This window comes from Bifidobacterium sp. C0047B3 (genome assembly GCF_056590535.1).
This window is the reverse complement of record NZ_JBWPWH010000001.1, coordinates 240,226-266,271: the sequence shown is the minus strand read 5'-3', so window position 1 is coordinate 266,271 and position 26,046 is coordinate 240,226. Positions and strand designations below refer to the sequence as shown.

The 26,046-nt window shown below is 41.1% G+C and carries 22 protein-coding genes, 3 tRNA genes and 1 riboswitch; of the genes, 4 read left to right on the top strand and 21 right to left on the bottom strand.

Annotated elements, in window-relative coordinates; all coding sequences use genetic code 11:
- Positions 1 to 1,812: an AMP-dependent synthetase/ligase gene (locus tag AC1EKT_RS00890; RefSeq protein WP_415689658.1), complete on the bottom strand. Its 1,812-nt coding sequence runs from the start codon at positions 1,810 to 1,812 to the stop codon at positions 1 to 3.
- 142 nt (positions 1,813 to 1,954) lie between these two features.
- Positions 1,955 to 2,572: a M23 family metallopeptidase gene (locus AC1EKT_RS00885; protein WP_415683818.1), complete on the bottom strand. Its 618-nt coding sequence runs from the start codon at positions 2,570 to 2,572 to the stop codon at positions 1,955 to 1,957.
- 206 nt (positions 2,573 to 2,778) lie between these two features.
- Here AC1EKT_RS00885 and AC1EKT_RS00880 point away from each other — a divergent pair.
- Positions 2,779 to 2,854, top strand: a tRNA-Asn gene (locus AC1EKT_RS00880).
- Between the two features lie 181 nt (positions 2,855 to 3,035).
- Positions 3,036 to 3,854: an ATPase gene (locus tag AC1EKT_RS00875; protein ID WP_481615892.1), complete on the top strand. Its 819-nt coding sequence runs from the start codon at positions 3,036 to 3,038 to the stop codon at positions 3,852 to 3,854.
- A gap of 106 nt (positions 3,855 to 3,960) precedes the next feature.
- Here AC1EKT_RS00875 and AC1EKT_RS00870 read toward each other — a convergent pair whose 3' ends face one another.
- From AC1EKT_RS00870 to AC1EKT_RS00855, 4 genes are all read right to left on the bottom strand, one after another.
- The gene (locus tag AC1EKT_RS00870; protein ID WP_481616002.1) at positions 3,961 to 5,361 is read right to left on the bottom strand and encodes an amino acid permease; all 1,401 of its coding nucleotides are present in this window, start codon (positions 5,359 to 5,361) and stop codon (positions 3,961 to 3,963) included.
- 149 nt (positions 5,362 to 5,510) lie between these two features.
- Positions 5,511 to 5,696, bottom strand: a riboswitch (Lysine riboswitch).
- Positions 5,697 to 5,809: 113 nt separating this feature from the next.
- A tRNA-Ala gene (locus AC1EKT_RS00865) sits at positions 5,810 to 5,882 on the bottom strand.
- Between the two features lie 177 nt (positions 5,883 to 6,059).
- On the bottom strand, positions 6,060 to 7,154 hold the full coding sequence (locus AC1EKT_RS00860; protein WP_481615891.1) for an ATPase: 1,095 nt from the start codon (positions 7,152 to 7,154) through the stop codon (positions 6,060 to 6,062).
- A 189-nt stretch (positions 7,155 to 7,343) separates the two neighbouring features.
- Entirely contained in the window at positions 7,344 to 8,291 is a 948-nt protein-coding gene (locus AC1EKT_RS00855; RefSeq protein WP_481616001.1) for a DMT family transporter, read from the bottom strand.
- Between the two features lie 405 nt (positions 8,292 to 8,696).
- On the opposite strand from AC1EKT_RS00855, the gene AC1EKT_RS00850 reads away from it, so the two are divergent.
- Positions 8,697 to 9,101 carry a pyridoxamine 5'-phosphate oxidase family protein gene (locus tag AC1EKT_RS00850; RefSeq protein WP_415689652.1) on the top strand — a complete coding sequence of 135 codons (405 nt, stop codon included), beginning with the start codon at positions 8,697 to 8,699 and terminating at the stop codon, positions 9,099 to 9,101.
- A 426-nt stretch (positions 9,102 to 9,527) separates the two neighbouring features.
- Here AC1EKT_RS00850 and AC1EKT_RS00845 read toward each other — a convergent pair whose 3' ends face one another.
- From AC1EKT_RS00845 to AC1EKT_RS00800, 10 genes are all read right to left on the bottom strand, one after another.
- Complete coding sequence (locus AC1EKT_RS00845; protein WP_421789751.1) at positions 9,528 to 9,977, bottom strand: DUF3021 family protein; 450 nt, start codon at positions 9,975 to 9,977, stop codon at positions 9,528 to 9,530.
- A gap of 89 nt (positions 9,978 to 10,066) precedes the next feature.
- A complete protein-coding gene (locus AC1EKT_RS00840) occupies positions 10,067 to 10,576 on the bottom strand; it encodes a LytTR family DNA-binding domain-containing protein (RefSeq protein WP_481615890.1) in 510 nt (169 codons plus the stop codon).
- A 138-nt stretch (positions 10,577 to 10,714) separates the two neighbouring features.
- A complete protein-coding gene (locus tag AC1EKT_RS00835) occupies positions 10,715 to 11,533 on the bottom strand; it encodes a histidine phosphatase family protein (protein ID WP_415687987.1) in 819 nt (272 codons plus the stop codon).
- 24 nt (positions 11,534 to 11,557) lie between these two features.
- Positions 11,558 to 11,962 carry a ribosome silencing factor gene (gene rsfS, locus AC1EKT_RS00830; RefSeq protein WP_415687986.1) on the bottom strand — a complete coding sequence of 135 codons (405 nt, stop codon included), beginning with the start codon at positions 11,960 to 11,962 and terminating at the stop codon, positions 11,558 to 11,560.
- A gap of 36 nt (positions 11,963 to 11,998) precedes the next feature.
- Positions 11,999 to 13,408 carry a bifunctional UDP-N-acetylglucosamine diphosphorylase/glucosamine-1-phosphate N-acetyltransferase GlmU gene (gene glmU / locus AC1EKT_RS00825; protein WP_481615889.1) on the bottom strand — a complete coding sequence of 470 codons (1,410 nt, stop codon included), beginning with the start codon at positions 13,406 to 13,408 and terminating at the stop codon, positions 11,999 to 12,001.
- Positions 13,409 to 13,522: 114 nt separating this feature from the next.
- Positions 13,523 to 13,593 (bottom strand) — tRNA-Gln (locus AC1EKT_RS00820).
- Between the two features lie 91 nt (positions 13,594 to 13,684).
- Entirely contained in the window at positions 13,685 to 14,707 is a 1,023-nt protein-coding gene (locus tag AC1EKT_RS00815; RefSeq protein ID WP_481615888.1) for a ribose-phosphate diphosphokinase, read from the bottom strand.
- 96 nt (positions 14,708 to 14,803) lie between these two features.
- Positions 14,804 to 15,616, bottom strand: a complete 813-nt coding sequence (nadD, locus tag AC1EKT_RS00810; protein WP_421785187.1) for a nicotinate-nucleotide adenylyltransferase — start codon at positions 15,614 to 15,616, stop codon at positions 14,804 to 14,806.
- Positions 15,606 to 16,124 carry a phosphoribosylglycinamide synthetase gene (locus tag AC1EKT_RS00805; RefSeq protein WP_415689641.1) on the bottom strand — a complete coding sequence of 173 codons (519 nt, stop codon included), beginning with the start codon at positions 16,122 to 16,124 and terminating at the stop codon, positions 15,606 to 15,608. The genes nadD and AC1EKT_RS00805 overlap by 11 nt, the downstream gene beginning before the upstream one ends.
- Before the next feature lie 523 nt (positions 16,125 to 16,647).
- On the bottom strand, positions 16,648 to 17,958 hold the full coding sequence (locus AC1EKT_RS00800; protein WP_481615887.1) for a glutamate-5-semialdehyde dehydrogenase: 1,311 nt from the start codon (positions 17,956 to 17,958) through the stop codon (positions 16,648 to 16,650).
- Between the two features lie 167 nt (positions 17,959 to 18,125).
- Here AC1EKT_RS00800 and thrC point away from each other — a divergent pair, with 167 nt between their 5' ends.
- Positions 18,126 to 19,652 (top strand): threonine synthase, encoded by a 1,527-nt coding sequence (gene thrC / locus AC1EKT_RS00795; RefSeq protein WP_481615886.1) that lies wholly within the window; start codon positions 18,126 to 18,128, stop codon positions 19,650 to 19,652.
- 59 nt (positions 19,653 to 19,711) lie between these two features.
- On the opposite strand, the gene AC1EKT_RS00790 is transcribed toward thrC, so the two are convergent.
- The 5 genes from AC1EKT_RS00790 to AC1EKT_RS00770 form a co-directional block, all read right to left on the bottom strand.
- Positions 19,712 to 20,380 (bottom strand): regulatory protein RecX, encoded by a 669-nt coding sequence (locus AC1EKT_RS00790; RefSeq protein WP_481615885.1) that lies wholly within the window; start codon positions 20,378 to 20,380, stop codon positions 19,712 to 19,714.
- 31 nt (positions 20,381 to 20,411) lie between these two features.
- A complete protein-coding gene (recA, locus tag AC1EKT_RS00785) occupies positions 20,412 to 21,551 on the bottom strand; it encodes a recombinase RecA (protein WP_119526350.1) in 1,140 nt (379 codons plus the stop codon).
- A gap of 205 nt (positions 21,552 to 21,756) precedes the next feature.
- Positions 21,757 to 22,446: a CinA family protein gene (locus tag AC1EKT_RS00780; protein ID WP_481615884.1), complete on the bottom strand. Its 690-nt coding sequence runs from the start codon at positions 22,444 to 22,446 to the stop codon at positions 21,757 to 21,759.
- A 109-nt stretch (positions 22,447 to 22,555) separates the two neighbouring features.
- On the bottom strand, positions 22,556 to 23,236 hold the full coding sequence (gene pgsA / locus AC1EKT_RS00775; RefSeq protein ID WP_415689694.1) for a CDP-diacylglycerol--glycerol-3-phosphate 3-phosphatidyltransferase: 681 nt from the start codon (positions 23,234 to 23,236) through the stop codon (positions 22,556 to 22,558).
- A gap of 81 nt (positions 23,237 to 23,317) precedes the next feature.
- On the bottom strand, positions 23,318 to 26,017 hold the full coding sequence (locus AC1EKT_RS00770) for an FtsK/SpoIIIE family DNA translocase (RefSeq protein ID WP_481615883.1): 2,700 nt from the start codon (positions 26,015 to 26,017) through the stop codon (positions 23,318 to 23,320).
- Positions 26,018 to 26,046 lie beyond the last annotated feature (29 nt).

Sequence of the window (26,046 nt, the reverse complement as noted above, 5' to 3'; positions counted from 1 at the left end):
CTAACGTTTGCGCGGAGCGTAGATAACGTGTTCAATAAGGTCGTTATAACGCTCTACAACAACTTGACGACGCGCCTTTAAACTTGGCGTAATCAAACCGTTTGCTTGAGTAAACTCATCTGGAACTATTTCGAACTTGCGAATAGATTCAGCTCTAGAAACTAGCTCATTTGCTTTGCTAACAGCACGCTCAACTTCTGCTCGCACAATACCGTTACGTGAAGCCTCTTTTAAAGATCGCACAGGACATGCGCCACGCGAAGAAAGCCAAGTATTTACTTCTGATAAATCGAGCGCAATAATTGCTGAAACAAACGGCTTTCTGTCTCCAATAACAACAGCTTGAGAAATAATAGGCGAAGACATTAATGAAGCTTCTAACGCATTTGGAGATAAGTTCTTACCGCCAGCAGTAATAATAAGATCTTTCTTTCGGCCTGTAATACGCACAAAACCGTCATCGTCTAAAGATCCAAAGTCGCCAGTATGCAACCAGCCGTTTACAATCTGCTGTTTTGTAAGCTCAGGATTATTATGGTAGCCTTTGCACACTGCAGGACTCTTAATACACAATTCGCCATCGTCAGCAATAGCAACAGATACACCCTTTACAGGCAAACCAACGGTACCAATGCGATAACCTGTTGTAGGATTCACCATAGAAGGAGCACAAGTTTCTGTCATTCCATAGCCTTCGAGCAAAGGCAAGCCGATTCCATTGAAGAAATGCGCAATCGACAAATCTAAAGGAGCACCACCCGAAATAGCGTATGAAACAGAGCCTCCAAATACGTGCAACAGTGGAGCATACACTAATTTTTTACATATTGAATGGCTAAGAGCAAGCATTGGAGGAACCATTGAACTAGATTGCTGAGCGCGAGACCATTCGCGAGCAACCTTAGATGCATAAGCAAAAATAAAACCTTTTACTCCCCTGCCTGCTTTTTGAGAAGCAGCATTGTAAATCTTCTCAAAAATGCGTGGAACACCAAGAATAAATGTTGGTTTAAAAGTTTGAAAATCAGACAATACAGTTTTCAAATTACTAGTCAAACCAAGAGTTATATTTCCAGCAAAGCAGAACAATTGCATAAACCTAGCAAAAACGTGCGCAAGAGGCAAGAACAGCAAAAGACGCGGGCTGCCTTTTAACGCAATGTCTGGCATAGAAATAACACCTGATTTAGCAATAAAAACAAAATTGCTATGAGTAAGCTCAATTCCTTTTGGCTCGCCAGTTGATCCTGAAGTGTACACAATTGTTGCTATGTCACTTCCATTAACAGCATGCACGCGTTCATAAAATTCAGCATCAGTTACTGCTTTACCGTATTCAATGCACGCGTCGATAGCACCACGATTCATTACATATACGTCGTGAAGAGTAGGACATTCTTCCTGAACAGCTTCTACTTTTGGCAACATTTCAGGAGACTCCACAAATATTGAACATACTTGAGAATCTTGAACAATATGTTGTATTTGCAACGAAGAGCTTGTTTCGTAAATCGGCACTGTCAATGCGCCTATAGACATAATAGCCATATCCAGAACTGTCCACTGCCATGAAGTGTGAGCAATAATTGACACAGCGTCACCAGGCATTACTCCTCTAGCAATAAAGCCTTTAGCAACAGCTATTACCTTATCTCTAAATTCTTCAGCAGTATATGACTTCCAAACGCCGTCAGCTCCAACATATTCAACCAAAGAGCCATTAGGATTGCGCTCTGCTCGCTCTTCTAGCAGTGAGAAAACATTAACATCTATATCAATAGACTCATCAAGTGGACGAGAATATTCTTGCATATTAGCTCCTCTATCTGCTGAATTGACGTATATCTTTACTATACGCGATTTGCAAGCCTTCGCATATGCGAATATCTACAAGATTGTAATAAATTTTGTTCATTTATCTACAAATATCTACGATACAAATATATTATTTTTCTTATTCCACAGGCTTAAGCACAATGCGGCGCTTAACAGTCATTCCTTCAGGATTAGCATATGTGCGATTTTTGCGCTTTAAACCCCACTGCACACAAGTTGTGCCGCAATGGTCCGAACCTCCTTCGACATGTGCAAAATTCTGGCCTCTTTTCACAAAAACACCAACGCTAAACTTTGTTACAGCAGGCTCAAAAGTAGAAGTTAGTTCACCATGCCTAATAGTCACAACTGATTTACCAGCGACCTTACCAGCAAAACTAATAACGCCATCTGCAGGCGCAAATAAAGGAGTTCCTGTGCTTGCAGCTAAATCTACGCCGCGATGCCCAGCCATCCAGGGTTTAGGCGGAGGATTAAAAGCTTTTACAATTCTCGCAGGTTTTACAGGCCATTGCATAGCTGACTTGCATGTTTTTTCGCTATAATCACCTTTAGAAAGAGCACACTTGTGGCAACATGACACAGCAGATTTTGCAACATAATATTTAAGACGATGATTATTTTGCGAAATTTCGGATTGTAAAAACAGTGCATCTAATAAAATAACTGAGATTATAAAAATCCCCAAACAGGCAGCTATTTTGTAATATAATTCATAATTTTTGCGAATACACATATATTCCCCATCCATATTTTTATAAAATGACTTTTATAAAAGTTTTGCAGCTAATTTGCGAAAATCATAAGCTTTTTAAGCATTGTGGATAAAACATACGCTTATAATCACTATTTCGACACGCCAAAACACGCCATATTTGCATCTTTGAAAATTACGTGTAATATAAATGTCTTGTGCACAGCGCTTAGTTGAGCACAAGATATTCCTGCGTAGCTCAGTTGGCAGAGCGTTCGACTGTTAATCGAATGGTCGCTGGTTCAAGCCCAGCCGCAGGAGCCATAAAGCCACTGGTTATCCAGTGGCTTTTTGCGTTAAATATCACGACTTGCATTCACAAGAAAAATCTTAATTGTTTAGCACTAATTAGCGTGGCTAACATAAACACTTTGGCGTATTATATAAACAAGTTGCGTATTCAAATACGCTAATGTTGAGTAGCAATAGATAACAGAGGATAAACATGAATCAACATAGCTCCGATAATGTTGAAACGAACCAAAAGAAAAAGCTCATTATTCTCATAGCGGGAATTGTTGTGCTAGCTTTAGCTCTTGGCATAGTTGGCACACTTTGGTACATGAAACAAACTGAACGCACTAAGGCAGCTCGCAGACAGTGCGAAATAAAAGTTGCACAAGTTTCTAAAGCAAACACTGTGTGGAAAAGTTTAATGCATGACAAAGTAATAACGGATCTCACAAAAGGTGACTCTGATAACGCAAAAGAACTTGCTAAAATCATGAGCGAAAAGGTTCCTGATAAAGTATCTTGCACAGCAGACTCCCCTGAAGAACTTGGTTCCAAAAGTGCAGAAGCTTTAGCTGCTTCTGAGTGGTATGCAGTTAAAGCAAAAAGAGTGCGCGAATTAGCTGTTACGCTACTAGATGAAAATAGCAAAAAAGATAAAGACAAAGACAAGCAAAACGAAGAAACAAAGAAGCAAGAGATAAATGAATCGACTGGAATTGTAATTCAGCGTTCAAATGTTATCCCACCAAAGCCAAAGCCAACGCCAACGCCGACGAAGAATAATCAAAACACTAAGAAACAGAATACTGAAACAAAGCCTAAAACAAACCCCGAAACAAAGTCTGAAACAAATGGTAATACAGAAAATCCACAACACGAAGAAAAAACCAACGGAGAAGGCGACGAAAGCCATAAAGTAAATAATGGTCAGACGGACCCTAAGAAGAGTGAGGAGAAAAAGAGCAACAACGATTCCAATAAAAAAACACGTGTAGACATCACAGATAATAACAACATTACACAGCCATAAAACATATTGCTCTGTTATCTAACTCAATAATAAAAGCTCCCAGCAATACGCTGGGAGCTTTTATATTATCTAAATCTACATCGTAAACGATGTTGAACTTTATAAATTATTCGTTCACTTTGTTTACTCGAACATGAGTTAAATCGACTTCTTCAAGAGGAATTACTCGAGTATGATTCTTAACCTTGTAACCAATGTATAGAACGATAAATAGCGGCACAGACATGTACGTGATTCCAATAGCCTGCCAGTTAAGCGTTGCAAATGAGTGCAAATCCTGACCAACAATAACAAGAACGCATAGGAAGAACGCAACAATAGGACCAAACGGATACCACTTTGCTCTGTAGACTAATTCATCTAAGGAATGACCTTGAGCCAAGTACGCTTTACGGAAGCGATAATGAGCTGCAGCAATACCAGCCCAAGCAATAAAACCAGTCAAACCACTTGCAGCAACCAGGAACATGTATATTTGATCGCCAAAAATACTCATAAAGAAAGTAAATAGCGCGACTACAAACGTAGCAATCAACGCAGGAACAGGAATACCACGAAGACTTACTTTGCTAAATACTTTTGGAGCATTATCTTCTTTTGCGAGCGAATAAAGCATTCTCGTTGATGCATACATGCCGGAATTTGCTGCAGAAATAACAGAAGTCAAAATCACTGCATTCATAACTGCTGCTGCAGCAGCAAGACCCGCACGCTGGAACACAAGAGTGAATGGGCTAATAGCAATATCAGTTACGTCAGAACCAAGTAAGTTCTTGTCAGTATAAGGAATAATGCAAGCAATAACGAAAATAGCAAGAATGTAGAAGAGAAGAATACGCCAGAACACTTGCTTTACAGCCTTTGGAATACTCTTTTCTGGAGTTGCAGACTCGCCTGCAGTAATACCAATAAGCTCAGTTCCCTGGAAAGAGAAGCCTGCAATAGCAAAAGCACACAACACTGCAGGAACACCGCCTGCAAATGGAGCGTCCTTATGAGTGAAGTTTTGCAAGAATGGCGCTTTGCCGCCAACAACGCCAACAATCGTAAGCGAACCGATAACAAGGAATACGATTACTGCCAACACTTTAATAATCGAAAGCCAGTACTCGGTTTCTCCAAAGCACTTAACTGTAAGCACATTGATAAGCAAAATAAGCATAAGAACCGACAGTGAGAAAATCCATATTGGCACTGTTGGGAACCAATATTGCAAAACTATTGCTGCAGTACTAACGTCCACTGCAACCGTAATAGCCCAGTTAAACCAATAGTTCCAGCCCATTGCAAAACCTAGTGCAGGATCAATAAAACGTCCAGAATATGATGCAAATGAACCGCTAATAGGCATAAATGTTGCCATTTCGCCAAGGGAAGTCATAAGGAAGTAAACCATAATGCCAATTGCACCATAAGCAAGCAAAGCGCCGCCAGGACCAGCCATATGGATTGTTGCACCACTAGCAACGAATAAGCCGGTACCAATGCTGCCACCTAAAGCAATCATGGAAATATGGCGAGTTTTTAATCCTCTATGGACATCGTTATTTTGATGAGTATTCTGCTGAGTATTCTGTGCAGCAGTAGATGATAATGAACTACTCATTTTTCCTCCTTTCATGACAATCAGAGGCAAAACAAGCAAGCAAAAGCAAGCGTGTCGATAGCTCTCCGCAGCGGATGCCAAATCACTGCGACAGTCCTTGGTATATTAAGCCAAGTCCCAGCTCACTACTTTTGGGATTAAGCAGTAAACTTCGGCGCTCTCCCCTTTTGTAAACAATCAACGCTTTCCCAGCTCATGCTTACTACTCTTGTCGAGCGCGACCTCTGGTCGATGTTGTTCATTATTAGTACGACTTGCAGACAAACTGTAAAAAATACGGCGTGGCGCATAAAAATCGAAAAATAATAACAAAAAACGCCACTTCATGAGAAGTGACGTTTAAAATTTGTGGAGCTAGGGGGATTCGAACCCCCGACCCCCTCCATGCCATGGAGATGCGCTACCAGCTGCGCCATAGCCCCGTTTTTATTTATGCTGTTCAAACGAACCTTTGATAGAATACAACAAATAGCCGCTCTATCCAAATGCGGCGTGTCGAATTCAACTTACAAATTCCAAAAATTATGCAAATTCTACCAACAATTTAGTAGCCAATTCAAGAACCAATTCAAGAACCAATTCGAAAACCAATTCGAAAACTAGTTACCATTGGCACTTCCAGATTGATCACCATTACCAGGAGAAGTTACATTGTTTGAAGAGCCAGCAGATCCCAAAGATCCCGAAGAACCAGCAGAACCAGCAGATCCAGCACCTGCATCAGAGCTATCAGTGCCCGATCCGCTATTACCGCTAGCAGCATCACCTGAATTCGTTCCTGAATCATTGTTAGTGTCACTACCTAAATCATTATCAGAATGACCACTTGTTGACCCATCTGCATTTTCATTGCTATGCTCATCATTTTCGTCTTCATTAGCATTTTTACTATCAGAATCATCATGAGATTTCTTATGGTCTTGATTAGTATTCGTGTTAAGACGTTGCTTAGGTTGCGGCTGATTTTGCTGCTGCTCATGGCTAATTTCTTCAGGCTTATTAATATTGTCTGTGCCTTTTCCTTGTGTAAACAAAAGAACAGCACCTGCAGTAACAATAACAGCTATAAGAGCACTTATAACAGCAACAACAATTGTTGTACTATGATCGTTTCTGTTTTTGTAAGGCACAGAAGAGTAACCGTAGTTTTCACTAACAACCTTAGATAACGGCACTGGCTCTGGAATTGTGCCTTCCGACAGCTCCATGTCTTCTTCATGCTGTTCACGTAATCTCGACAATTCCAAAATACGCGTATTTTCTAATTCTGGATTACTAACTTGCGAGCTAACAGTGCGTCCAGATCTTGCGTTTTGAACAGTCATATTTCTGTCATCTGCAGGATCAGTATTAAATTGCAACGGATTTGATGAATATTGCATATGAACATCATCTCCAATTCTTTTAGAATCAACATTCTCTAAATCATTTGAACGCACGCTAGAATATGACGCATTACTAAAATTAGGCTGTTCTGTAGAAGTATTCTGATTCGTTTCCGAAAGTTTACGCGATGAAGCGTGAATGACATTCTGATACAACTGCGAGGCTACTGCAGAAACAATAGAACCAATAGCTACGCCAATAACTGAACCAGCAATACCAATTTTAGAAGCAAGTAAAAACGAAGTCACTGCAGCGAGCGATCCAGCTAATACTTGCGTAAACGATATGCCTTTGAAGAAATTCTTCACTTATGCACCTTAACTATTTATGCGAATATAATGCCAAAACGCGTGGCAAATATGCAAACTCAAATACCAACATCATTACAACAATGATGGTATCACTCTACGCAAAAATTGCACAGTATTGCCAGAGCATTCTTACAACAAAATCACAAGTCTTATATACATAAAACTTAGCTACACAAACTTAGATACCTAAGACTTAGCAACCTCAAAATCTCTATCTTTATAAGAAAGCTCACAATTGGCTTTTTTATCACAATAATGCTCTCCTAAGCTTGCAGTAATAATTGCAGCAAATATTAAAGCAAATCCCACAAAAGCCATGCTAGAAACATGCTCATGAAAAAGAACAGTAGAGAATAAAAGTGTGAACAAACTTTCAGTGCACATAATCACTGAAGCATTGGCAGTAGAAAGATTCACCAAACTATAGTTTTGCATAATTTGCGCAACTACTGTTACTACCACTGTAAGGTAGAACATGTTAGCAAAAATAGAGAAATGATCAGCAGCGTCAAAGTTTGGCAAAGGCTCATAAATAAGCGCGCCAGCTACAAAAAGTACGCCTGAAACAACAAATTGTCCAAAAGTTAACGTAACAGGATTATATTTACGAGAATAATAAGCAAGGAACGTAAGATTAAAAGCAAAAACTACAGCACATAATAAAGTAAGGAAATCTCCATAAGACAATGTGAGCACAAGCATTCCAGGCTTTAATGCCACAAAGCCCACTCCAGCAACGCACATAACTGCAGCTACTAATCCTAAAAGAGTTGGCTTTTTCTTGACGATTAACCAAGCAGAAAATGGCGTAATTACGCAATATGCTGCTGTCAAAAACGCGCTACGACCTGGATCAATTGAACGTAATCCTTCAGTTTGCAAAACTAAAGTAGCATAATACGTAATTCCAGTTAGCAAAGAAGGAACAATAAGCTTTTTTGTAAAAGTTTTACGAAGCGTACCGAAAAAAATAACAGCCATAATTGCGCAAGCACCAACCATGCGAACGCCCATAAGCCATTGCACAGGAAACACTTCAAGAGCATATTTTGAAGAAACATAGCTGCCACCCCAAATAGCAGCACAAATCAACAGCATAATCTGAGCAATATGAACACTTTTGCCTTGAGGCATGCCCGATTTATCCGAAAGCGGTTCAGCTATAGATTTAGCTGTTTCATATTTCACCTTCATAATGTTTCCCCTTCAACTACAAAAGTTAATTCTTTAAAATTTTTCTTTTATAAAGCGTTTTAGCTTATAAAATAGACAGAATAGCCATAAAATCGTGAAAAGTACAACTTTCTGGCGTTCCTCCGTAAAATTTCCGATATACGCTTCAGAAAACAGTAGCAATCAAGCATTTAGCTGTATAAATTTCACCCACTCAAGCATTGAAAAATTGGGTGATTTATATCACAACTTACAACTTTTTTATGCTATGCACTCGTATACGCTTCTAAATCAGCGTAATGTAGCAATGTAGGCTTATAAATTGCGCACGAAGAAAGTGCGCAATCTTGTTAGGAAAGGAATATTATGGCAACTCTTAGCGCAGATATGAAAGAATTTATTGCGAATAATTTGGCTTGGATTGCAACAGTGAGCAAAGATGGCGAGCTTGATTTGGGACCAAAAATGTCTATGTTCGTACTCGACGACAACCACCTTGCCTACCACGAGCGCACTGCCGGCCAGCATTTTAAGAACTTGCAAGACGGCAGCCAGCTGGTTGTAGCAGTTGCTAATTTGGCAGAAAAGAAGGGCTATCGCTTCCGCGGAACCGTCACCCTTCACACCGACGACGCGATTTACGAAGAGCAGGTACGCGTGGCAGAAGAAAAAGGCACAAAGAAGCCAGCTGCGGTTCCAGTTATGGAAATCACTGAGATTCAGGACTTGACTTCTGGAGCTACTGCCGGCAAAACTATTGCAAAAGATTAATGCGTCGTAATTCAGTCGCGTGGATATTAGTGCGGTAGAGATTTGAGATTTTTCGCACTGAGCGCGGACGCTCGCGCGGTTAACGCGCTCGCTACGAAACTCGCGTTGGAAGTCCACTGGACTTCCAACTTTAGCGAGTTTCCGCTCCGAGTTGCTTTCGCGCGCGCTTTGACCGAGCTTGAAATCAATGGGATTTCAAGCTCCTTCAAAGCGTGATTTGGCTCAATTGTGAAGCACGGTGTGCTTCACATGCCAAATCAGCCGAACGGCTATGCCGTGAGGAATGAGCGCGAAAGCAGGTCGTCGCGCAAAACGCCGAATTAGTACGTTTAGAGTAGGCGTCATACAATATCGAGTGGCGTTCGTCCTCAACGGCGAAGATGAACACCACTCAATTCTTTACTTGATTATTTAGTTGTAACTATTTTACTTGCTTTCTTTACGCAATGCTTGCAGTCTAGCGTTCATTTCTTCCGCTTTCTTCTTCTCGAAGTAATAAATTATTGCAGCAATCGCAATCGGGAAAATAACAGTGAACGCAATCCATCCGCAAATCACAGCTGGCTCATCTTTGAACGAAATCCACCCAACAATCACAGATACAATAAATTGAATAGCAATTGGCGGAACTAGTGCAAAAACGAACTTTGCAAGATTTGACATACGCTCATTCGACCAAAAAATAGCGAACACTCCATAGCTTATGCCTATAACAAACGTTGCTACAGCATAAGCTGCAATTCTGTTTCCAACCGCAGTATTTGCTAACAAGCTTGACACAAAACTGATTGCAGTAAAAATAGTGCACCCTATACCAATGCCATTAACAATGTTTTTTACCATTGTTTTACCAAAAGTTGTAACTTGCTTTTCCATAATAATCGTTTCCTTTTTAAGTATTAAAATCTTGTATTAAAAAATTAGTATTAAAATTTTGATAGTTTTATATTTGACTACGCTTAAAACTACATTCCTAAGCGCTTTTTGAACCCTGCTAAGCATCTGCGACTAATCCACTCAACGCTTCCGTCGTCCATTTTTACGCTCATACTTCCGCCGAATCCTGGATCGACTCGAACAATGCGATTCAAGTTCACGATTGCGGATTTAGATATGCGCACAAACGACGCGAATTGCGGATTGTCGAAATCCATTAGACGCTTGTAAGAAACGCACTCGCCTTTATCACTGTGAATGATTACGCGCGAATTTTCAACGCAAATCATAATCACATCTGGCTCGTGCATAACAATAATCGAATCGTTAATATAACCGTATATAAATGGATTATTGTTGCCCAACTTATCTGAAGTATTAATTTCAGTATTATTTTCAGCACTTCTTACATTTGCATCATTTGAGTCAATGCTTTGTAACTGAGCGATAATGCGCTTAAGCTCATCGTCAATATTGTGAATTGACAACTGAACTGACTGCTCTTCCTCAGACGGAACAATAGCAATAGATACTTTCATCAAGCCTCCTTTCCGTGCGCTACTGTTAGCGTTTGTTATCTTTTTGTTTTGTAATTTTGACTATACGGCACTGTAAATAGTCTGTCTTTACAAAATCGCTAAACGGTAGCTTTCGGTAATTAAGCGGTAAAGGAGAGATTACGCAGCACCCCAAATGCGAATAAGACGCTGGCTTGTAGGGTCAGCTGCAGGACCTTGATCATAGGCATCCAAACGCCAATGAATCGAACCATCCTCGTTAAGACTTGGAATTAAGCGCGCCCAACGGCCGTTTCCCATGCCGCCAATCGTCTTGTAAGAAGGATCTACTTTATCTAATCCAAGCAGTTTATGAACAGTTTGCGAAAGGCAAGAGCCATGCGAAAACACTAGCAAATCACGGTCTGAACCGGTTTTGCGAGTCCAATCTTCTACTGCAGCAGCAGCGCGCTCTCCTACTTCCTGCTTAGCTTCAGCACCATGACGAAGCTCTCCGCCTTTACCTTCAACCCAAGCTTTGAAATCTTCCGGCCACTGTTCGCTAATCTGCTGGCGATTCAAACCTTCCCACTCGCCAAAGAAACGCTCGCGCACACCATTTTCAACATGCACCTGAAGCCCAAGCTTATCCGCAAAAGCGTGAGCTGTTTGCTGCGCGCGAATAAGCGGAGAAACAATCGCCACAAAACTAGCGTCCGCTTCTTCCGGTGTAATACGCACATGTTCAGCGCTGTTCGGATCCTTTGGATCTTCTAAGTCAGAAGCGCCAAAAAGCACACGCAAAGCTTTTCCAGAACGAGTTACCTGATCCATTCCAGACTCATCCAAAGCAATATCAATCATGCCTTGCAAACGGAACTGTGCATTATACGGAGTTTGACCGTGGCGAATAAGCATAACAGAGCGAGCAATTCCTTCGTGCGCACTATTAATGGAATTATTTACGTTACTCGCAACATTTTCTACGAAATCAACCATGGTTTGTACCGTACTTTCTTCTTATTATTCAGTTTCGCTAGCATCTTCAGTTTCGCTAGCATGTTCTGGCAGTTGCAAATCGATTGCCGGGCAATCATTCCACAAGCGTTCCAAGCGGTAGAATGCTCGCGCTTCCTCATGCATTACATGAACCACAAAATCGCCAAAATCAAGCAAAATCCACTGTGCTAATTCCAAGCCTTCACGAGATAATGCCTTGCGCTTGTTGTCTTTCAAGTACAAGTCTTTTTCGATTTCTTCTGCAACAGCCAATACTTGACGCTCATTTGAAGCAGAAACAACTAACATAGCATCCGTAATACCAAGCAAATCGCTTACATCAAAAGCCTGCTCGTTCGTTGCTTTCAAACGGTCTGCAGCAGCGGCAGCAATACGAATTGCACTAATTGAGCTTTCTAAAGCTGTCATAACGTTACTACTCCTTAATTCTCCGACAAACGCTTTTTAGCGTTCCCAAGCTGGCTTCCAATTTTCGACTACATGCTGAGTATTTTCCGAATACACCATAGAATCAGCCGGAACATCGTGACGTACCACCGATCCAGCGCCGGTAGTAACACCATCTCCCACAGTAACCGGTGCTACAAACAGGTTTCCTGCACCAACGTGAGCACCAGAACCAATCGTAGTATGATTCTTATGCACTCCGTCATAATTTGCAGTAATCGTACCGCCACCAATATTCGTATGCTCACCCAAATCAGCATCGCCAATATAGCTTAAATGAGGTACTTTAGTGCCGTTTCCAATATGAGCTTTCTTCATTTCTACGAAAGCTCCTGCCTTACTTTCCTCACCAAGTACGTTTCCTGCACGCAAATACGTCCAAGGACCAATGTTTGCAGCTCTACAAATATGCGATTCCTGTACGCGCGAACGCTCAACCACCGCATCCTCATCAATTTGCGCATCAATAAGAGTCGTGTAAGGGCCAACTACAGCACCACTTGCAACAGTAGTACGACCTTGAAGGAAGCATCCAGGAAGCACGGTAACATCTTGTGCGAGCGTAACACTATCTTCAATCCAAGTAGTATCAGGGTCAAGAATAGTTACGCCTTCAAGCATCCATTTTTCGCACACGCGCTTATTATGTGCTTTTGCGAGCGCAGCTAATTGCACACGGTTATTTACGCCTTCTACAGTAAGCGGATCTGGAGCAGACATTGCGCCAACATGACCAAACTTTCGAGCATGTTCCAAAGCATCAGTCAAATAGAACTCACCTTGAGCATTTTGAGAGTTAAGACCTGCAATTGCGTCACATAATACAGTCGCATCGAATACATATACAGAAGTGTTCACTTCATGAATAGCAAGCTCTCCAGCATTTGCATCCTTATGCTCAACAATACGCAAAACGTCACCGTTTGCTTCGCGCACAATACGACCGTAGCCAGTCGCATCGCTTAAAACTGCTGTAAGAACTGTTGCTACATTGTTGTTATTATTGTGAAAATCAACTAAAGATTGCAAAGTTTGCGTATCAAGTAGCGGCATATCGCTTGCTGCAATCAGCACAGCTCCTTTTAATGCTTCACCAGTTTCGTTTTTAGCAATTTCGTTAAGATCTTTAATAGCACATTGCACTGCTCTGCCGGTTCCAGGAGTTTCGTCCTGGTTTACAATATGCACATTTTCGTTATAGCTAACAGCAGCAGCAGCTACGCGTTCGGCTTGAGCATGCACAACTACAGCTAGCTTTTTAGGATTTACGCCATTCATGGCATCCATAACACGATTGAGAAATGTTTTACCAGCAAATGGATGTAGTACTTTTGGAGTTTCTGAACGCATACGCGTCCCATCGCCTGCTGCCAAAATTATTGCCGCAGTTACATCATGCTTTTCCACGCATACGCTCCTTATACTATTTCAATAAATTCCGCTGTATTCAATTCTATTACTTATTAGCAGCGTTCAAAACAAAAAACGCCACCCGATTTAACGAGTAGCGCTTTAAGCAAGCTCCCTCACCTGGATTCGAACCAAGACAAAGGGTTCCAAAGACCCGTGTGCTGCCATTACACCATGAGGGAACGGCGGAAAAACCGCCAAGTCACTATTATGCCATAATATCGAAAAACGTCAAATTGGCGTGCCGAAAAGCAAACCGCACGAAATCAATACTTAAGCAAATAAGAATCCTTGTCCGTGATGCTCAGGATAAGTGTCGAAAAGCTTAGCAACCGAACCATCCTCAAATACTGCTTTAATAGCGCTTGCAAGAAGCGGAGCAATTGAAAGAACAGTCAAACCATCCCAACGCTTCTCTTCTGGAATAGGCACAGTATCAGTCAAAACAACTTCCCTAGCACCACAAGACTTCAAACGCTCGACTGCAGGACCAGAAAGCACGCCGTGAGTTGCAACAACTGTAACAGACTTAGCTCCAGCTTCCTTCAACACTTTGCAAGCTCCTGCAATAGTTCCTGCAGTATCGATCAAGTCGTCAACCATAACGCAATCGCGTCCAGCAACGTCACCAACAACGCGATTTGCAACCGTCTTATTAGGGCAAGTGATATCGCGAGTTTTGTGCACAAAAGCCAAAGGACCGCCGCCTAAGCGTTGAGCCCACTGTTCTGCTACGCGAATACGACCAGCATCAGGAGACACAACAGTCACATTAGCAAGATCATCGCGGAAACGATCACGTACGTAATCAACCAAAACTGGCATAGCAATCAAGTGATCAACAGGACCGTCGAAGAATCCTTGAGACTGAGCTGCATGCAAATCGACGCTCATAATGCGATCAGCACCAGCAGTCTTTAGCAAGTCAAACATCAAGCGGCAAGAAATAGGCTCGCGACCGCGATGCTTTTTATCTTGTCGAGAATAACCAAGCAACGGGCATACTGCAGTAATTGAACGAGCAGAAGCCCTCTTCAAAGCGTCAATCATAATTAACTGTTCCATAATGGACTTGTTAACAGGATCGCTGTGGCTTTGAAGAACGAATACATCTGTACCACGCACAGATTGCGTATAGCGAACATACATTTCGCCGTTAGCAAAATCGTATGCCGTAGTTTCAAGTACATCAATTCCAAGCTGATCAGCTACATCACGAGCAAGCTTCGGATGCGTGCGACCGGTAACGAGAACAAGGTTTTTATCTGGCTTTCCTTCAAGGACGATGCTCACCATATCTCCAAACATTAGTTCGCTTTAATTCGCGAAATGAACATAATCAATACTAACTTTTTGCACAGACGATAAACGACAAGCCTACAAAATCAATAATTACGCACGATACAAACCATGCTTAACTATGTATTGAACTACTCCATCTGGAACTAAATACCACACAGGCTCACCATGCTCAGCTCGACGACGAACATCAGTAGAAGAAATAGACAACGCTGGAATCTCTAAAATATCAACCGGCAAATGCGTAGAATCACAATGAACCATATCGTCACGATTCGCTGCAAGACCAGTATCATTCGTATGCATTTGGCGAGGCATTAACAGAGAATTAGAATCTGCTAACTTTTCTGGCCTCGAATACCCAGGACGAGTAACAGCCACGAATCGAGCCAAATTCCACATTTCGCGCGCATTTTTCCATTGCATTATTTCAGCAATAGCGTCAGCTCCAGTAATAAAGAAAAGTTCCGCATCAGGATGTTGAGCGCGTATATCTCGCAAAGTATCGATAGTATAAGTAACTCCAGGGCGATCAATATCAACCCTAGAAACAGTGAACTTTGGATTTGAGGCTGTTGCAATAACAGTCATTAAATAACGATCTTCTGCATTCGTAACTTTTTTATCAAGCTTAAAAACAGGTCTACCGGTAGGAACGAAAATAACTTCGTCAAGATCATAAACCCAAGCAACTTCCGAAGCCGCAACCAAGTGGCCATTGTGTATTGGATCGAATGTGCCGCCCATAATTCCAATGCGCTGACGTTCGTGCACATTGCCACGAGCAGAAGTACGTTTATGAACTGAATTCACAACCGCAGGAGGAGCCGCTTCTTTACCAGTAAACGCGCCATGAAATAGGTCAGACATGCGACGTTCTGCATCTTCGTGAATTTCAGGACTCATTCGCTTCAGATTCCTTGTCTTCCACTTGAGTTTCATTCACTACTCCAGATGCAACATTTGCGCTATCCGGATTAATATTGCCCATTTCTTCATCCCACTCATCTTTTACAACACGCTGGATTTCGGCAAAAGTTGGAAGAAGGAAATCTGGTTGATACGCACCACGAATTTTCGCTACAGATTCCGAAATTTTAGCAAGCATGGATGTCATGCCATCAATATCATGATCACGTTCTAATTCACTAAACTTAATAATATTCTTTTCCATATTGCGAACATTTTTAAGAACATTATTAAACGAAGCTTCATCAGGAATAGTCACATCATTCGAATCAGAATCTGGCCAGCCCATTAACACTGCGTCAGCATACTCAAGCGATGAACGTTGCGATGCAGAAGCAATACCATCTTCAATTTGCACCAAAAAAACATATCGCACAATGGACAAACGTTCAGCAGCAATATCAAGCGCTTCAGCGGTACTCAAATTCACGTCATTATTAGGCATACTCTTACCTTACCGCCACGTAACTATTAAAACCAGTAAATCTACTTTTTAATTTGCTTAATGTGGCGCGAGTTTTAGGGGATTTCTTTATTTGCGATTTTATTTTACGCAAAAGTGAGTGATAGGAATTACTTGTCTCGCAGCGCTCCGCTCTTATACCTTATTTGGACTTAGCGGTTGCGTAGTTAAGTTTAATTTTTTTACTTACTTTCTTTCAAAAATAGTATTCGTCAACAAGATTATTACTATCGTTCCGCTTTTATATTGCTCGACCAAGCAATTCCTATCACTCACTCGTTAATTCCAATCACAATCGTTTTTGCTGTGGTAGGAAGAGTGCCTGGCATGATGTGTGCAGCAGCATGAGTGCTAGTGTTCTTTAAGCAATAAATACTCAACGTCTGCAGAGCACAACTGCAAAACTTCATGAACGTGCAAGCATCCAATCAGTGCGAAAAATCTCAAATCTCTACCACACTAATATCCATGTGACTGAATGACGGCGCACATTGAGATGCAAAAACTATAAACGTATTTGCCCATCTCCGTAGCCGATCCATTTGGTTGTTGTCATTTCAAGCAAACCCATAGGGCCTCTTGCATGCAATTTTTGCGTAGAAATACCAAGTTCTGCACCAAAACCGAACTCGCCGCCATCCGTAAAGCGCGTTGAAGCATTTACCATAACTACAGCGGAATCAACACTTGCAATAAAACTTTGAATAGTTGAGTAATCTTCAGCAATAATGGTCTCAGTATGACCAGTAGAATATTTCGCAATATGAGAAGCTGCGTCAGCATAATCATCTACAACTTTCACACCCATATTCAGCGACAAATATTCTCGCTTCCAATCTTCCTCAGTGGCATGCTCAAGCTGCAATCCTTGAATATTAGCGGATTGCAAAATATCGTAAGATTTATCGTCTGCATGCAAAATTACATTATGTTCAGCTAAAGCAGCAGCGATTTTTGGCAAAAATTCTTGCGCAACATCGCTATGTACCAATAATTTTTCAGCAGCATTGCACACGCCCACTCGTTGCGTTTTTGCATTAATAATAATCGGTATAGCTTTTTTAATATCAGCGCTTTTATCTACATAAATATGTACGTTTCCAGCTCCAGTTTCAATAACAGGAACCGTAGATTCTTGAACAACTGCTGCAATAAGATTTGCACTACCTCTAGGCACAAGCACATCAATATGACCGTGAGCATGCATCATTGACGTAGCTCCGTCTCTTCCTAAATCATCAACAGACTGAATCAAATCAGCACTAAAGTTAGAATTTTTAAGAACTGATTGTATAACTTCAATACTCGCCTGATTCGTATGAAGAGCCGCGCTTCCACCACGCAAAATCGCAGCATTTCCAGATTTAATGCACAAAGCAGCTACGTCAATAGTTACGTTTGGACGAGCTTCGTAAATCATTCCCATAACACCCATTGGAACTCTAATTTGCGAAAGTTTAATTCCATTAGGAAGAGTGTATCCGCGAACTACTTGACCTACAGGATCTTGCAATTGCGCGATTTTTCGCACGCTTTTTGCAGAAGCTTGGATTCGCTCTTCATCAAATTTAAGTCGATCAAGCTTTCCAGCATCCATTCCCTTAGCTTCAGCTTCTTTAAGATCTTTTTTGTTAGCCTCAGCAATATTTGAAGCTGCAAACTCTAAAGCATCTGCCATTTTTTCAAGAAGCGCATTTTTTGCGCGAGTATCTGCATGAGCAAAATTACGCCACGCTTTTCGTGCACAATCCGCACGAGCATTCACTAAATCATCAACAGACAACGTTTCCCCCCTGTAGATTACTTGTCTAATCATCAACTAATTAATAGTAAAACAAAAGTATTTATACATATGAGATTAGCACACGCCCATTCGCCCAGCGCTTCAGGTACCATAATTTGATATAAGTTGTGTAAATAATTTACATAAATAATCTATGTAAGTAAAAATATTTTTTATAAACAGACGGTTACGGAGTCATTATGGCATCAGATGCAGCTATTTTCCATAGCACTCGTTCGCTTAATCCAACATGCACATCAAAAGAGGCAATACGTAAAGGAATTGCTGAAGATGGCGGATTATTTGTAGCTGATAGCCTTGGTAGCGAGCGTTACGATATTTCTAAATTGCAAGGCAAATCGTATCAAGAAATTGCGCAAGATATTTTGCAGCTGTTGCTGCCTGATTATACTTCAGAAGAGCTTTCTTCTTGCATTAAACTGGCATACGGCAATCAATGGTCTAATAACGCTATTACTCCACTCCAGCAGCTTGGAAACACTAGCGATTTTGTGATGGAACTTTTCCATGGTCCTACTTGCGCGTTTAAAGACGTTGCTTTGCAAATGTTGCCACAATTAATGTCTCGCACTAAAACTCAACACGAGAACGAATCTGACATTGAAAAAAACGTTATGATTCTAACTGCAACTTCTGGAGATACCGGTAAAGCTGCTTTGGCTGGTTTTGCTGATGTTCCAGGCACTTCTATGGTTACTTTTTATCCAGAAGGAAAAGTTAGCCGCGTTCAAGAATTGCAAATGACTACGCAGGTGGGCGAAAATGTGAAAGTTTGCGCAGTTCGCGGTAATTTTGACGATGCTCAAACAGGTGTTAAACAGATTTTCACAAATAATGAGCTCAACAAAAACATTGAAGAAGATGCGAATACAGTATTGTCTTCAGCTAACTCGATTAACGTTGGTCGTCTTGTGCCACAAGTTGTTTACTATTTTGCAGCATACAAGCAGCTTATTGAACGCGAAGTTATAAAACTTGGAGACGAAGTAGAATTTTGTGTTCCTACAGGCAATTTTGGCGATATTCTAGCAGGATATTATGCAAAAATGCTTGGTCTTCCAGTGAAGCATCTCATTGTTGCTAGCAATAGTAACAATGTGCTTTTTGATTTTTTGGTAAGCGGCACTTACAACCGTCAGCGCACATTCCATCACACTGTTGCTCCTTCTATGGATATTTTGGTTTCTTCTAATTTGGAACGAATGCTTTATTACATGTGCGATAAAGACACGCGTTTAATACAAATGCTTATGAACGACTTGACTCAGTGGGGTGCTTTTGAAATTCCAGAAAATGTGCTTGCAAAGATTCGCTCACTGTTTGGTTGCGGTTGGGCGAATGAGGATCAAATTCGCGAAGCTATTTATGACTGCTGGAACAAGTACAAGTATGTAATCGATCCACATACTGCTTGCGGATTCTTTGTTATGCAAAATATTCCACATGACGAAAGCACACCTAGAGTATTGCTAAGTACTGCAAGCCCGTATAAATTCCCTCGTGTTGTTGCTGAATCTTTGAATATTGAGCATGTGCAAGATATGGATGACTTCAAATGCATGGATGCGCTTAGTGAAGCTACAGGAACTAAAGCTCCAAGCATGCTTAGAAATCTTGAGCAAAAATCTCCACGCTTTAATGATGTTATTAATGTTGAAGATATGCCTGAGTATGTTTTAGCTCAAGCGCATAATTTCGCAAAATAATCATAAAGTTTTAAGCGAAAGAGGCTGGTTTACTTGTATAAGCCAGCCTCTTTTACTATTCATTCGTTATTACTTTCGAATAAAGCTGCATACACTTCGTTAATAACGTTTAAATCATGACCTTTTCTTGCAGCTGCTGCGAAAAATCTGCGCCTTCTGACTAAAGGCTCAAGATTTCTCGTGCGCGAAGCCGTTTTGCGACCGAGTTCCCACGCTGCTTCAGTAAATACTCCAGAGTTTTGAGCAGAAGCTACGTTTTGTGAAATAGCAGCAGGATCAACATTTTTACGCTGCAATTCCATTCGAGTAGCTCTAGCACCAAGAAGCCTCACTGAGCAAGAGCGAATCACCATTTGAGCATATTGATTGTCATCGAGAAGATGTAATTCAAGCAAACGACGAATAACCGCGTCAATAGCAACTTCCGTGTAGCCTTTTTCTTTAAGCCTTTTGCGCATGTCCATCACAGAGCGAGGAGCATAATCTAAAAGCTTTAAAGCAGCTTCCCTGCAATCATCTTCACTACTATTGCAAAGTTCGTCGCTTAAATCACTTACTTTAGCGTTTTTTACATACGGCATGTTTTTTGTATTATTTTTTGCGCTTAAAAGTACTGATTTATGCGATATTTTTTTGCGAGTATGTGGCTTTACGCTATTACTTTCGACATCTTCTTCAGCACGCTCTACTGGATGATCGCGAAGAAAACTCTCTACACTAATAGGCATATTGCATTCGCTTTACACTGTAATCTTATTATTACTTCGATTCGGATGACTTTTGTGCAGAATTTTTAGCTACAGAATCATCATCGAATTGATCTAGTTCAGAATCTTCAGCGAATTGATCTTCAGGATGCATTAAACCTAACGAAGCTTTGACTTTTTCGCTAATTTCTTCAGTAATAGCTGGATTATCTTTCAAGAACTTACGGACGTTTTCACGACCTTGTCCAAGCTGCTCACCGTCATAAGTAAACCAAGAACCAGATTTCTTAATAACTTCAGCTTGCAGTCCCATATCGATAACAGAACCTTCAGTCGAGATACCTTCTCCATAAAGAACATCAAACTCAGCAGTTTTGAAAGGCGGAGCCATTTTATTCTTGACAATCTTAACTTTAGTTCGGTTGCCAACAGCTTCTTCGCCCTCTTTAATAGTAGAAACTCTGCGAATATCCATGCGCACAGACGCATAGAACTTCAAAGCTTTACCACCAGTAGTAGTTTCAGGGTTACCAAAGAATACACCAATTTTTTCACGAAGCTGATTAATAAAAATAGCAGTAGTGCCAGCTTGTGAAAGAGCACCAGTCATCTTACGCAACGCCTGACTCATTAAGCGAGCTTGTAAGCCCACATGACTATCTCCCATATCGCCATCGATTTCAGCTTTAGGAACTAATGCCGCTACAGAATCAACAACAATAACATCTAATGCCCCAGAACGAATAAGCATATCAGCAATTTCCAATGCCTGCTCACCATTATCTGGCTGAGAAACAATAAGAGCATCCGTGTCTACTCCAAGCTTTCTCGCATAGACAGGATCCAACGCATGCTCAGCATCAATAAATGCCGCTACCCCACCATTTTTTTGAGCATTTGCAACAATATGCAAAGCAAGAGTTGTTTTACCAGAAGACTCAGGACCGTAGACTTCAACTATTCGCCCTCTAGGAACACCGCCAATCCCCAAAGCGGTGTCCAACGCTAATGAACCAGTAGGAATAACTTCTACATCTTGCATAGGTCTATCACCTAAGCGCATTGCAGAACCTTTTCCATATTGTCGTTCAACATTGGCTAAAGCAGTTTCCAACGCTGCTTGGCGACGCGGATCTGTTTTATCCGCATCAATAAGGCGATTAATATTGCCTTTACTTTTTGTTTGCGCCATGTATGCTACTCCTTTCGCATGCCGTTATGTATCGAACGACCTTAGTTCCATACTAGATTCAAGTGCAAGCATTTTTATGCAATGTGGATAAAACATTTAATCCAAGCACTTAAACGCTTAACTCAGCTTAAATCATCTCGACAAACACAAGTATACTACATATGCGAACATTTGTTCGATAGCGCGTGTCTTGATTACAACCCAACTACTTACAATCTTCGACATAAGCAATCAAATCATTAGCAATTCTCAACAACTGAAATACAGTAGATTCGCGAACTTCTTGACGACTGCCAGATAATCTCAATTCAAAAACAAAAGCAACACTTGATTGCTCAATTTTAGTTACGCTTTGACTTTCAATTTGAGCAAAATCATAATCATAGACGTTACTAACGCATCCATATTCAAGTTCTTTACGAGCCGCATCTTTAACAGAATCCACAGCATCATTAACTTTAGGCAAAAATATTCCAACATAAACTAAACCTGCTGGTTTATTACCATCGGGACCAGGACCTGCAACACCAGTTGTAGACAAGCCAATAATAGGAAAATTTGCACAACACTCACAATCTTCCTCATACGCCCATCCACTGCCACGATATATTTGAGCAGCTCCAATCGCCATTTGAAAAGCAACATCCTGGTAAACCGCGCCTTCAGATTGTAAAAGATTAGAATTTACGCCAAGAATTTTGGATTTAGCATGAATATCATAAGTGACAGCAGAACCACAAAAAACTCGCGATGCGCCAGGAACAGAAACAAAAGCATCAGCCAAAAGCCCGCCAGTTAACGACTCTGCTGAAGCAATATGCATTCCTTTAATAAAACTTTTTTCCAATAGATTCGCAGCTAAAGAAACTGTATTAAAATCTGAAGAATTATTCATAATACGCTCGATATGATTGTAGCTTACGATTTTCCACAACATAAACCCTTTAGGGATAATTTATGAAAAACCGTAAGCTACAAACAAGAAGTTTACTTATTGATTTTATTTACTTCACAGGAGGCAAAGGCACTGAATTTTTTTCATCATCAATTTGAGATTCGCTATCTGAAGAACTTTCAAAGAAAGCGCTATAAACATACAAAACTGCAGAATAGAAGGCAAAGCCCAAAGAAATACCAAGCAAGCCGAAAGCCACTGCGTAGTAGGAAACTATCCAAGAAGGCAATGTATTAGCATGAATAGTTGCAACAAGAGGTGCAATAATCATTGCAATACCAATCGATTGCGTAAGAGTCTTATATTTTCCTGCAGAAGATGCAGCAATTACTCTTCCACGAACATTAACAACATAAATTCGCACAAGAGTAATAGCAATTTCGCGAATCATGAACAAGATGGTTATCCACCAATAAATTTCGCCAAAAACAGAAGAAATAATAAGTGCAGCTAGAATAAGGATTTTATCCGCAATTGGATCAAGCAACTTACCTAATTCTGTAACCTTATGATATTTACGAGCCATCCACCCGTCGAGCTTATCTGTAGAAGCAGCTACAACAAACAGCACAAAAGCAGCCCAACGCAACGAAACTGAACCAAAACCCCATGTGCCTGCTTTCAAATATAAAACAATAAAAACAATAGAAAGCACAATACGGATATAAGTCACAATATTTGGAGCATAATTCCAGCCAGCAAAAAATGATGACTTAGCTTTTTTCTTCATACGCATAACCTTCATTCTACTGCAAAGTAAAAACTTCTAGCACATCACACAACTTGGTGTTGCACATAACAATACAATATCTTATAACGAATCTGACTCGCCACGAATAAAAGCCAAAACTTTTGGCAAATCTTCCGGCTGAACCAAAACTTCGCGAGCTTTAGAACCTTCAGAAGGTCCCACAACACCTCGAGATTCAAGCAAATCCATCAATCGACCTGCCTTTGCAAAGCCAACGCGCAACTTTCTTTGAAGCATTGAAGTAGAGCCAAATTGCGAGCTGACAACAAGCTCAGCAGCCTGCAGCAACTCGTCCATATCGTCGCCGATATCGCTAGTTTTAAGCTTGCTTTGAGCTTGAGCATCCGCTTTTTGAGCCATCTGTTCAATATCTTCACGATACTTTGGCTTGCGCTGCGTGCGAACATACTCAACAGCCTTGCGGATTTCAGATTCACTCACCCACGAACCCTGCACACGCTGAGGTTTTGCAGCACCCATTGGAAGGAACAAAGCATCGCCTTGACCAATCAAAGTTTCCGCACCAACAGTATCGAGAATAACCCTTGAATCAGTTGCAGATGAAGTAGCAAAAGCCAAACGAGAAGGAATATTCGCCTTAATTAAGCCTGTTACAACGTCAACAGACGGACGCTGAGTAGCGAGAACCAAATGCACACCTGCAGCTCGAGCAAGCTGAGTAATACGCTGAATAGAGCTTTCAACATCGTTCTTAGCAACCATCATCAAATCAGCCATCTCGTCCACAACCACAAGCAAATACGGGTATGGAGCAACTTTTCGCTCAGATCCAGCCGGTGCGTGAACCTTTCCTTCACGGACAGCCTTGTTGAAATCTTTAACATGACGGAAACCAAAGAATTGCAAGTCATCGTAGCGAGCATCCATCTCTTTAACAACCCACTCAAGAGCCTGCGCAGCCTTCTTAGGATCCGTAATAATTGGCGTGAGCAAATGCGGAATGCCAGCATAAGCAGAAAGCTCCACGCGCTTAGGATCGACCATAATCATGCGAACTTGCTCAGGAGTTGCCCTCATAATAATCGAAGTAAGCATTGAGTTAATGAAACTCGACTTACCAGAGCCGGTAGCACCAGCAACAAGTAAATGCGGCATTTTATCGAGAGCTGCAGTTACGAAATGACCTTCAACATCTTTTCCAACGCCTGTAAGCATAGGATTAGGGTCATTCATAGCTTTTTGCGAGCGCAGAACATCTCCCAAATGCACAATTTCGCGGTCGACGTTTGGAATTTCAATACCAATAGCAGACTTTCCTGGAATTGGCGACAAAATACGCACATCCGTACTAGCTACAGCGTATGCGATATTTTTTTGCAAATTCGTAACTTTTTCAACTTTTACACCAGGACCAAGCTCAACCTCGTACTGCGTAACAGATGGACCTCTAAGGAATCCAATAACGTGAGCGTCAACGTCAAACTGCTCGAAAGTGGAAGTTAGCGCACGAATAACGTTATCGTTTGCTGGAGTTCTCGCAACATGAGGCTTTCCATGAGCTAAAAGATTCAAATCAGGGAGCTTGTAAGGTTCAGAGGAAGAGTCAAAAGAAGGACCATTATTATTGACAGCACCATTTTCGCTTCCGGCATCATTTTCATCATCTGAATCTTCTTGATCCCTGCGATATTGATCCATACGTTCAGCTGGAATACTTGACCATGGATCGCTTGCAGATAAAGAGGAATCACTCATAGGAGCTTTTGGCAATATTTCCTCAGGAACAGGCTTTGATGAAGATGAAACACTTCTAGGTGTAAGTTGACTCGAATTATTATCAGCATTTTCAAATTGGGAATTATTTGAAGCATTATTATCGGAAGAGCTGCTCACAGTTCTTGCTTTACGAGGTTCAACTCTTTCAAGATTATCTACACTATTACCGTGAGAAGCAGCATGCGAAAATGCATCATCACCGGCGTATTCGTCAAGCAATTCCCCATTATTATTACTGTTTTTACGCTTAAAGAATGATTTAAACAGTTTCAACACAGAAGACATTTGAGAAGATCCGCTATTATTTTTCGGCGACTCTTCATTGTGAGTTGGCACGCCATCTGCAAATTCCAAAGAATTGGTTTTGCTGTCAGAATTATCTTCTTCAGAGTTTCCTAAATCTTCAGAAGATTTTTTACTGTTACATTTAGCAAGAATAGTAGCAACAGCTTGAGCTATATCAGTTACATGAAGGCGAGTAATCATTAATATCGAAAAAATAGCAGCTACTACAAAAATAATAATTGCAAAAATACGAGAAAGACCCCACGATAGCGGAGATCCGAGCACAAAACCTAATAACCCACCTGACTTCTGTACAGTGTCTAAACTAAATGCTTTTCCGCGAGGTGCAGAAGAAATATCAAGAATTGAGCAAACAGATAACAATAGAATAATAAATCCGCTAATAACACGAGGATTACCAGAGCCAGCTCCACTGTTACGCATCAACCTAAAAGCGACAACGCTTAACCACACAGGCAGAACAACGCTCATAATTCCAAGCAAACTAGAAGACACAAAATGGAGACCTACTCCAATAAATCCACTAACTCTAAACCATTCTGATGCGCAGAACAAAATCGCAAGAACAAGCATAACGAAGCACAAACCGTCCCTGCGATATGCCTCATCGTATTCTCCAACACCAAAAAGCGAGCGCACTAACTTTCCTAAAGTTCTAGGCACAAACAGGAGAATTGTCTCCCACAATGGTTCACTAGGTGAAGCCTTACCAGCCATAAATACTCCTTCTGTGCATTACTTCATTG

Coding starts and splice junctions, on each gene's coding strand:
- AC1EKT_RS00890 (WP_415689658.1), bottom strand. CDS start 1,812: ATGCAAGAATATTCTCGTCCACTTGATGAGTCTATTGATATAGATGTT.
- AC1EKT_RS00885 (WP_415683818.1), bottom strand. CDS start 2,572: ATGTGTATTCGCAAAAATTATGAATTATATTACAAAATAGCTGCCTGT.
- AC1EKT_RS00875 (WP_481615892.1), top strand. CDS start 3,036: ATGAATCAACATAGCTCCGATAATGTTGAAACGAACCAAAAGAAAAAG.
- AC1EKT_RS00870 (WP_481616002.1), bottom strand. CDS start 5,361: ATGATTGCTTTAGGTGGCAGCATTGGTACCGGCTTATTCGTTGCTAGT.
- AC1EKT_RS00855 (WP_481616001.1), bottom strand. CDS start 8,291: ATGCCTCAAGGCAAAAGTGTTCATATTGCTCAGATTATGCTGTTGATT.
- AC1EKT_RS00850 (WP_415689652.1), top strand. CDS start 8,697: ATGGCAACTCTTAGCGCAGATATGAAAGAATTTATTGCGAATAATTTG.
- AC1EKT_RS00845 (WP_421789751.1), bottom strand. CDS start 9,977: ATGGAAAAGCAAGTTACAACTTTTGGTAAAACAATGGTAAAAAACATT.
- AC1EKT_RS00840 (WP_481615890.1), bottom strand. CDS start 10,576: ATGAAAGTATCTATTGCTATTGTTCCGTCTGAGGAAGAGCAGTCAGTT.
- AC1EKT_RS00835 (WP_415687987.1), bottom strand. CDS start 11,533: ATGGTTGATTTCGTAGAAAATGTTGCGAGTAACGTAAATAATTCCATT.
- rsfS (WP_415687986.1), bottom strand. CDS start 11,962: ATGACAGCTTTAGAAAGCTCAATTAGTGCAATTCGTATTGCTGCCGCT.
- AC1EKT_RS00815 (WP_481615888.1), bottom strand. CDS start 14,707: ATGGTGAGCATCGTCCTTGAAGGAAAGCCAGATAAAAACCTTGTTCTC.
- nadD (WP_421785187.1), bottom strand. CDS start 15,616: ATGAGTCCTGAAATTCACGAAGATGCAGAACGTCGCATGTCTGACCTA.
- AC1EKT_RS00805 (WP_415689641.1), bottom strand. CDS start 16,124: ATGCCTAATAATGACGTGAATTTGAGTACCGCTGAAGCGCTTGATATT.
- AC1EKT_RS00800 (WP_481615887.1), bottom strand. CDS start 17,958: ATGATTAGACAAGTAATCTACAGGGGGGAAACGTTGTCTGTTGATGAT.
- thrC (WP_481615886.1), top strand. CDS start 18,126: ATGGCATCAGATGCAGCTATTTTCCATAGCACTCGTTCGCTTAATCCA.
- AC1EKT_RS00790 (WP_481615885.1), bottom strand. CDS start 20,380: ATGCCTATTAGTGTAGAGAGTTTTCTTCGCGATCATCCAGTAGAGCGT.
- recA (WP_119526350.1), bottom strand. CDS start 21,551: ATGGCGCAAACAAAAAGTAAAGGCAATATTAATCGCCTTATTGATGCG.
- AC1EKT_RS00780 (WP_481615884.1), bottom strand. CDS start 22,446: ATGAATAATTCTTCAGATTTTAATACAGTTTCTTTAGCTGCGAATCTA.
- pgsA (WP_415689694.1), bottom strand. CDS start 23,236: ATGAAGAAAAAAGCTAAGTCATCATTTTTTGCTGGCTGGAATTATGCT.
- AC1EKT_RS00770 (WP_481615883.1), bottom strand. CDS start 26,017: ATGGCTGGTAAGGCTTCACCTAGTGAACCATTGTGGGAGACAATTCTC.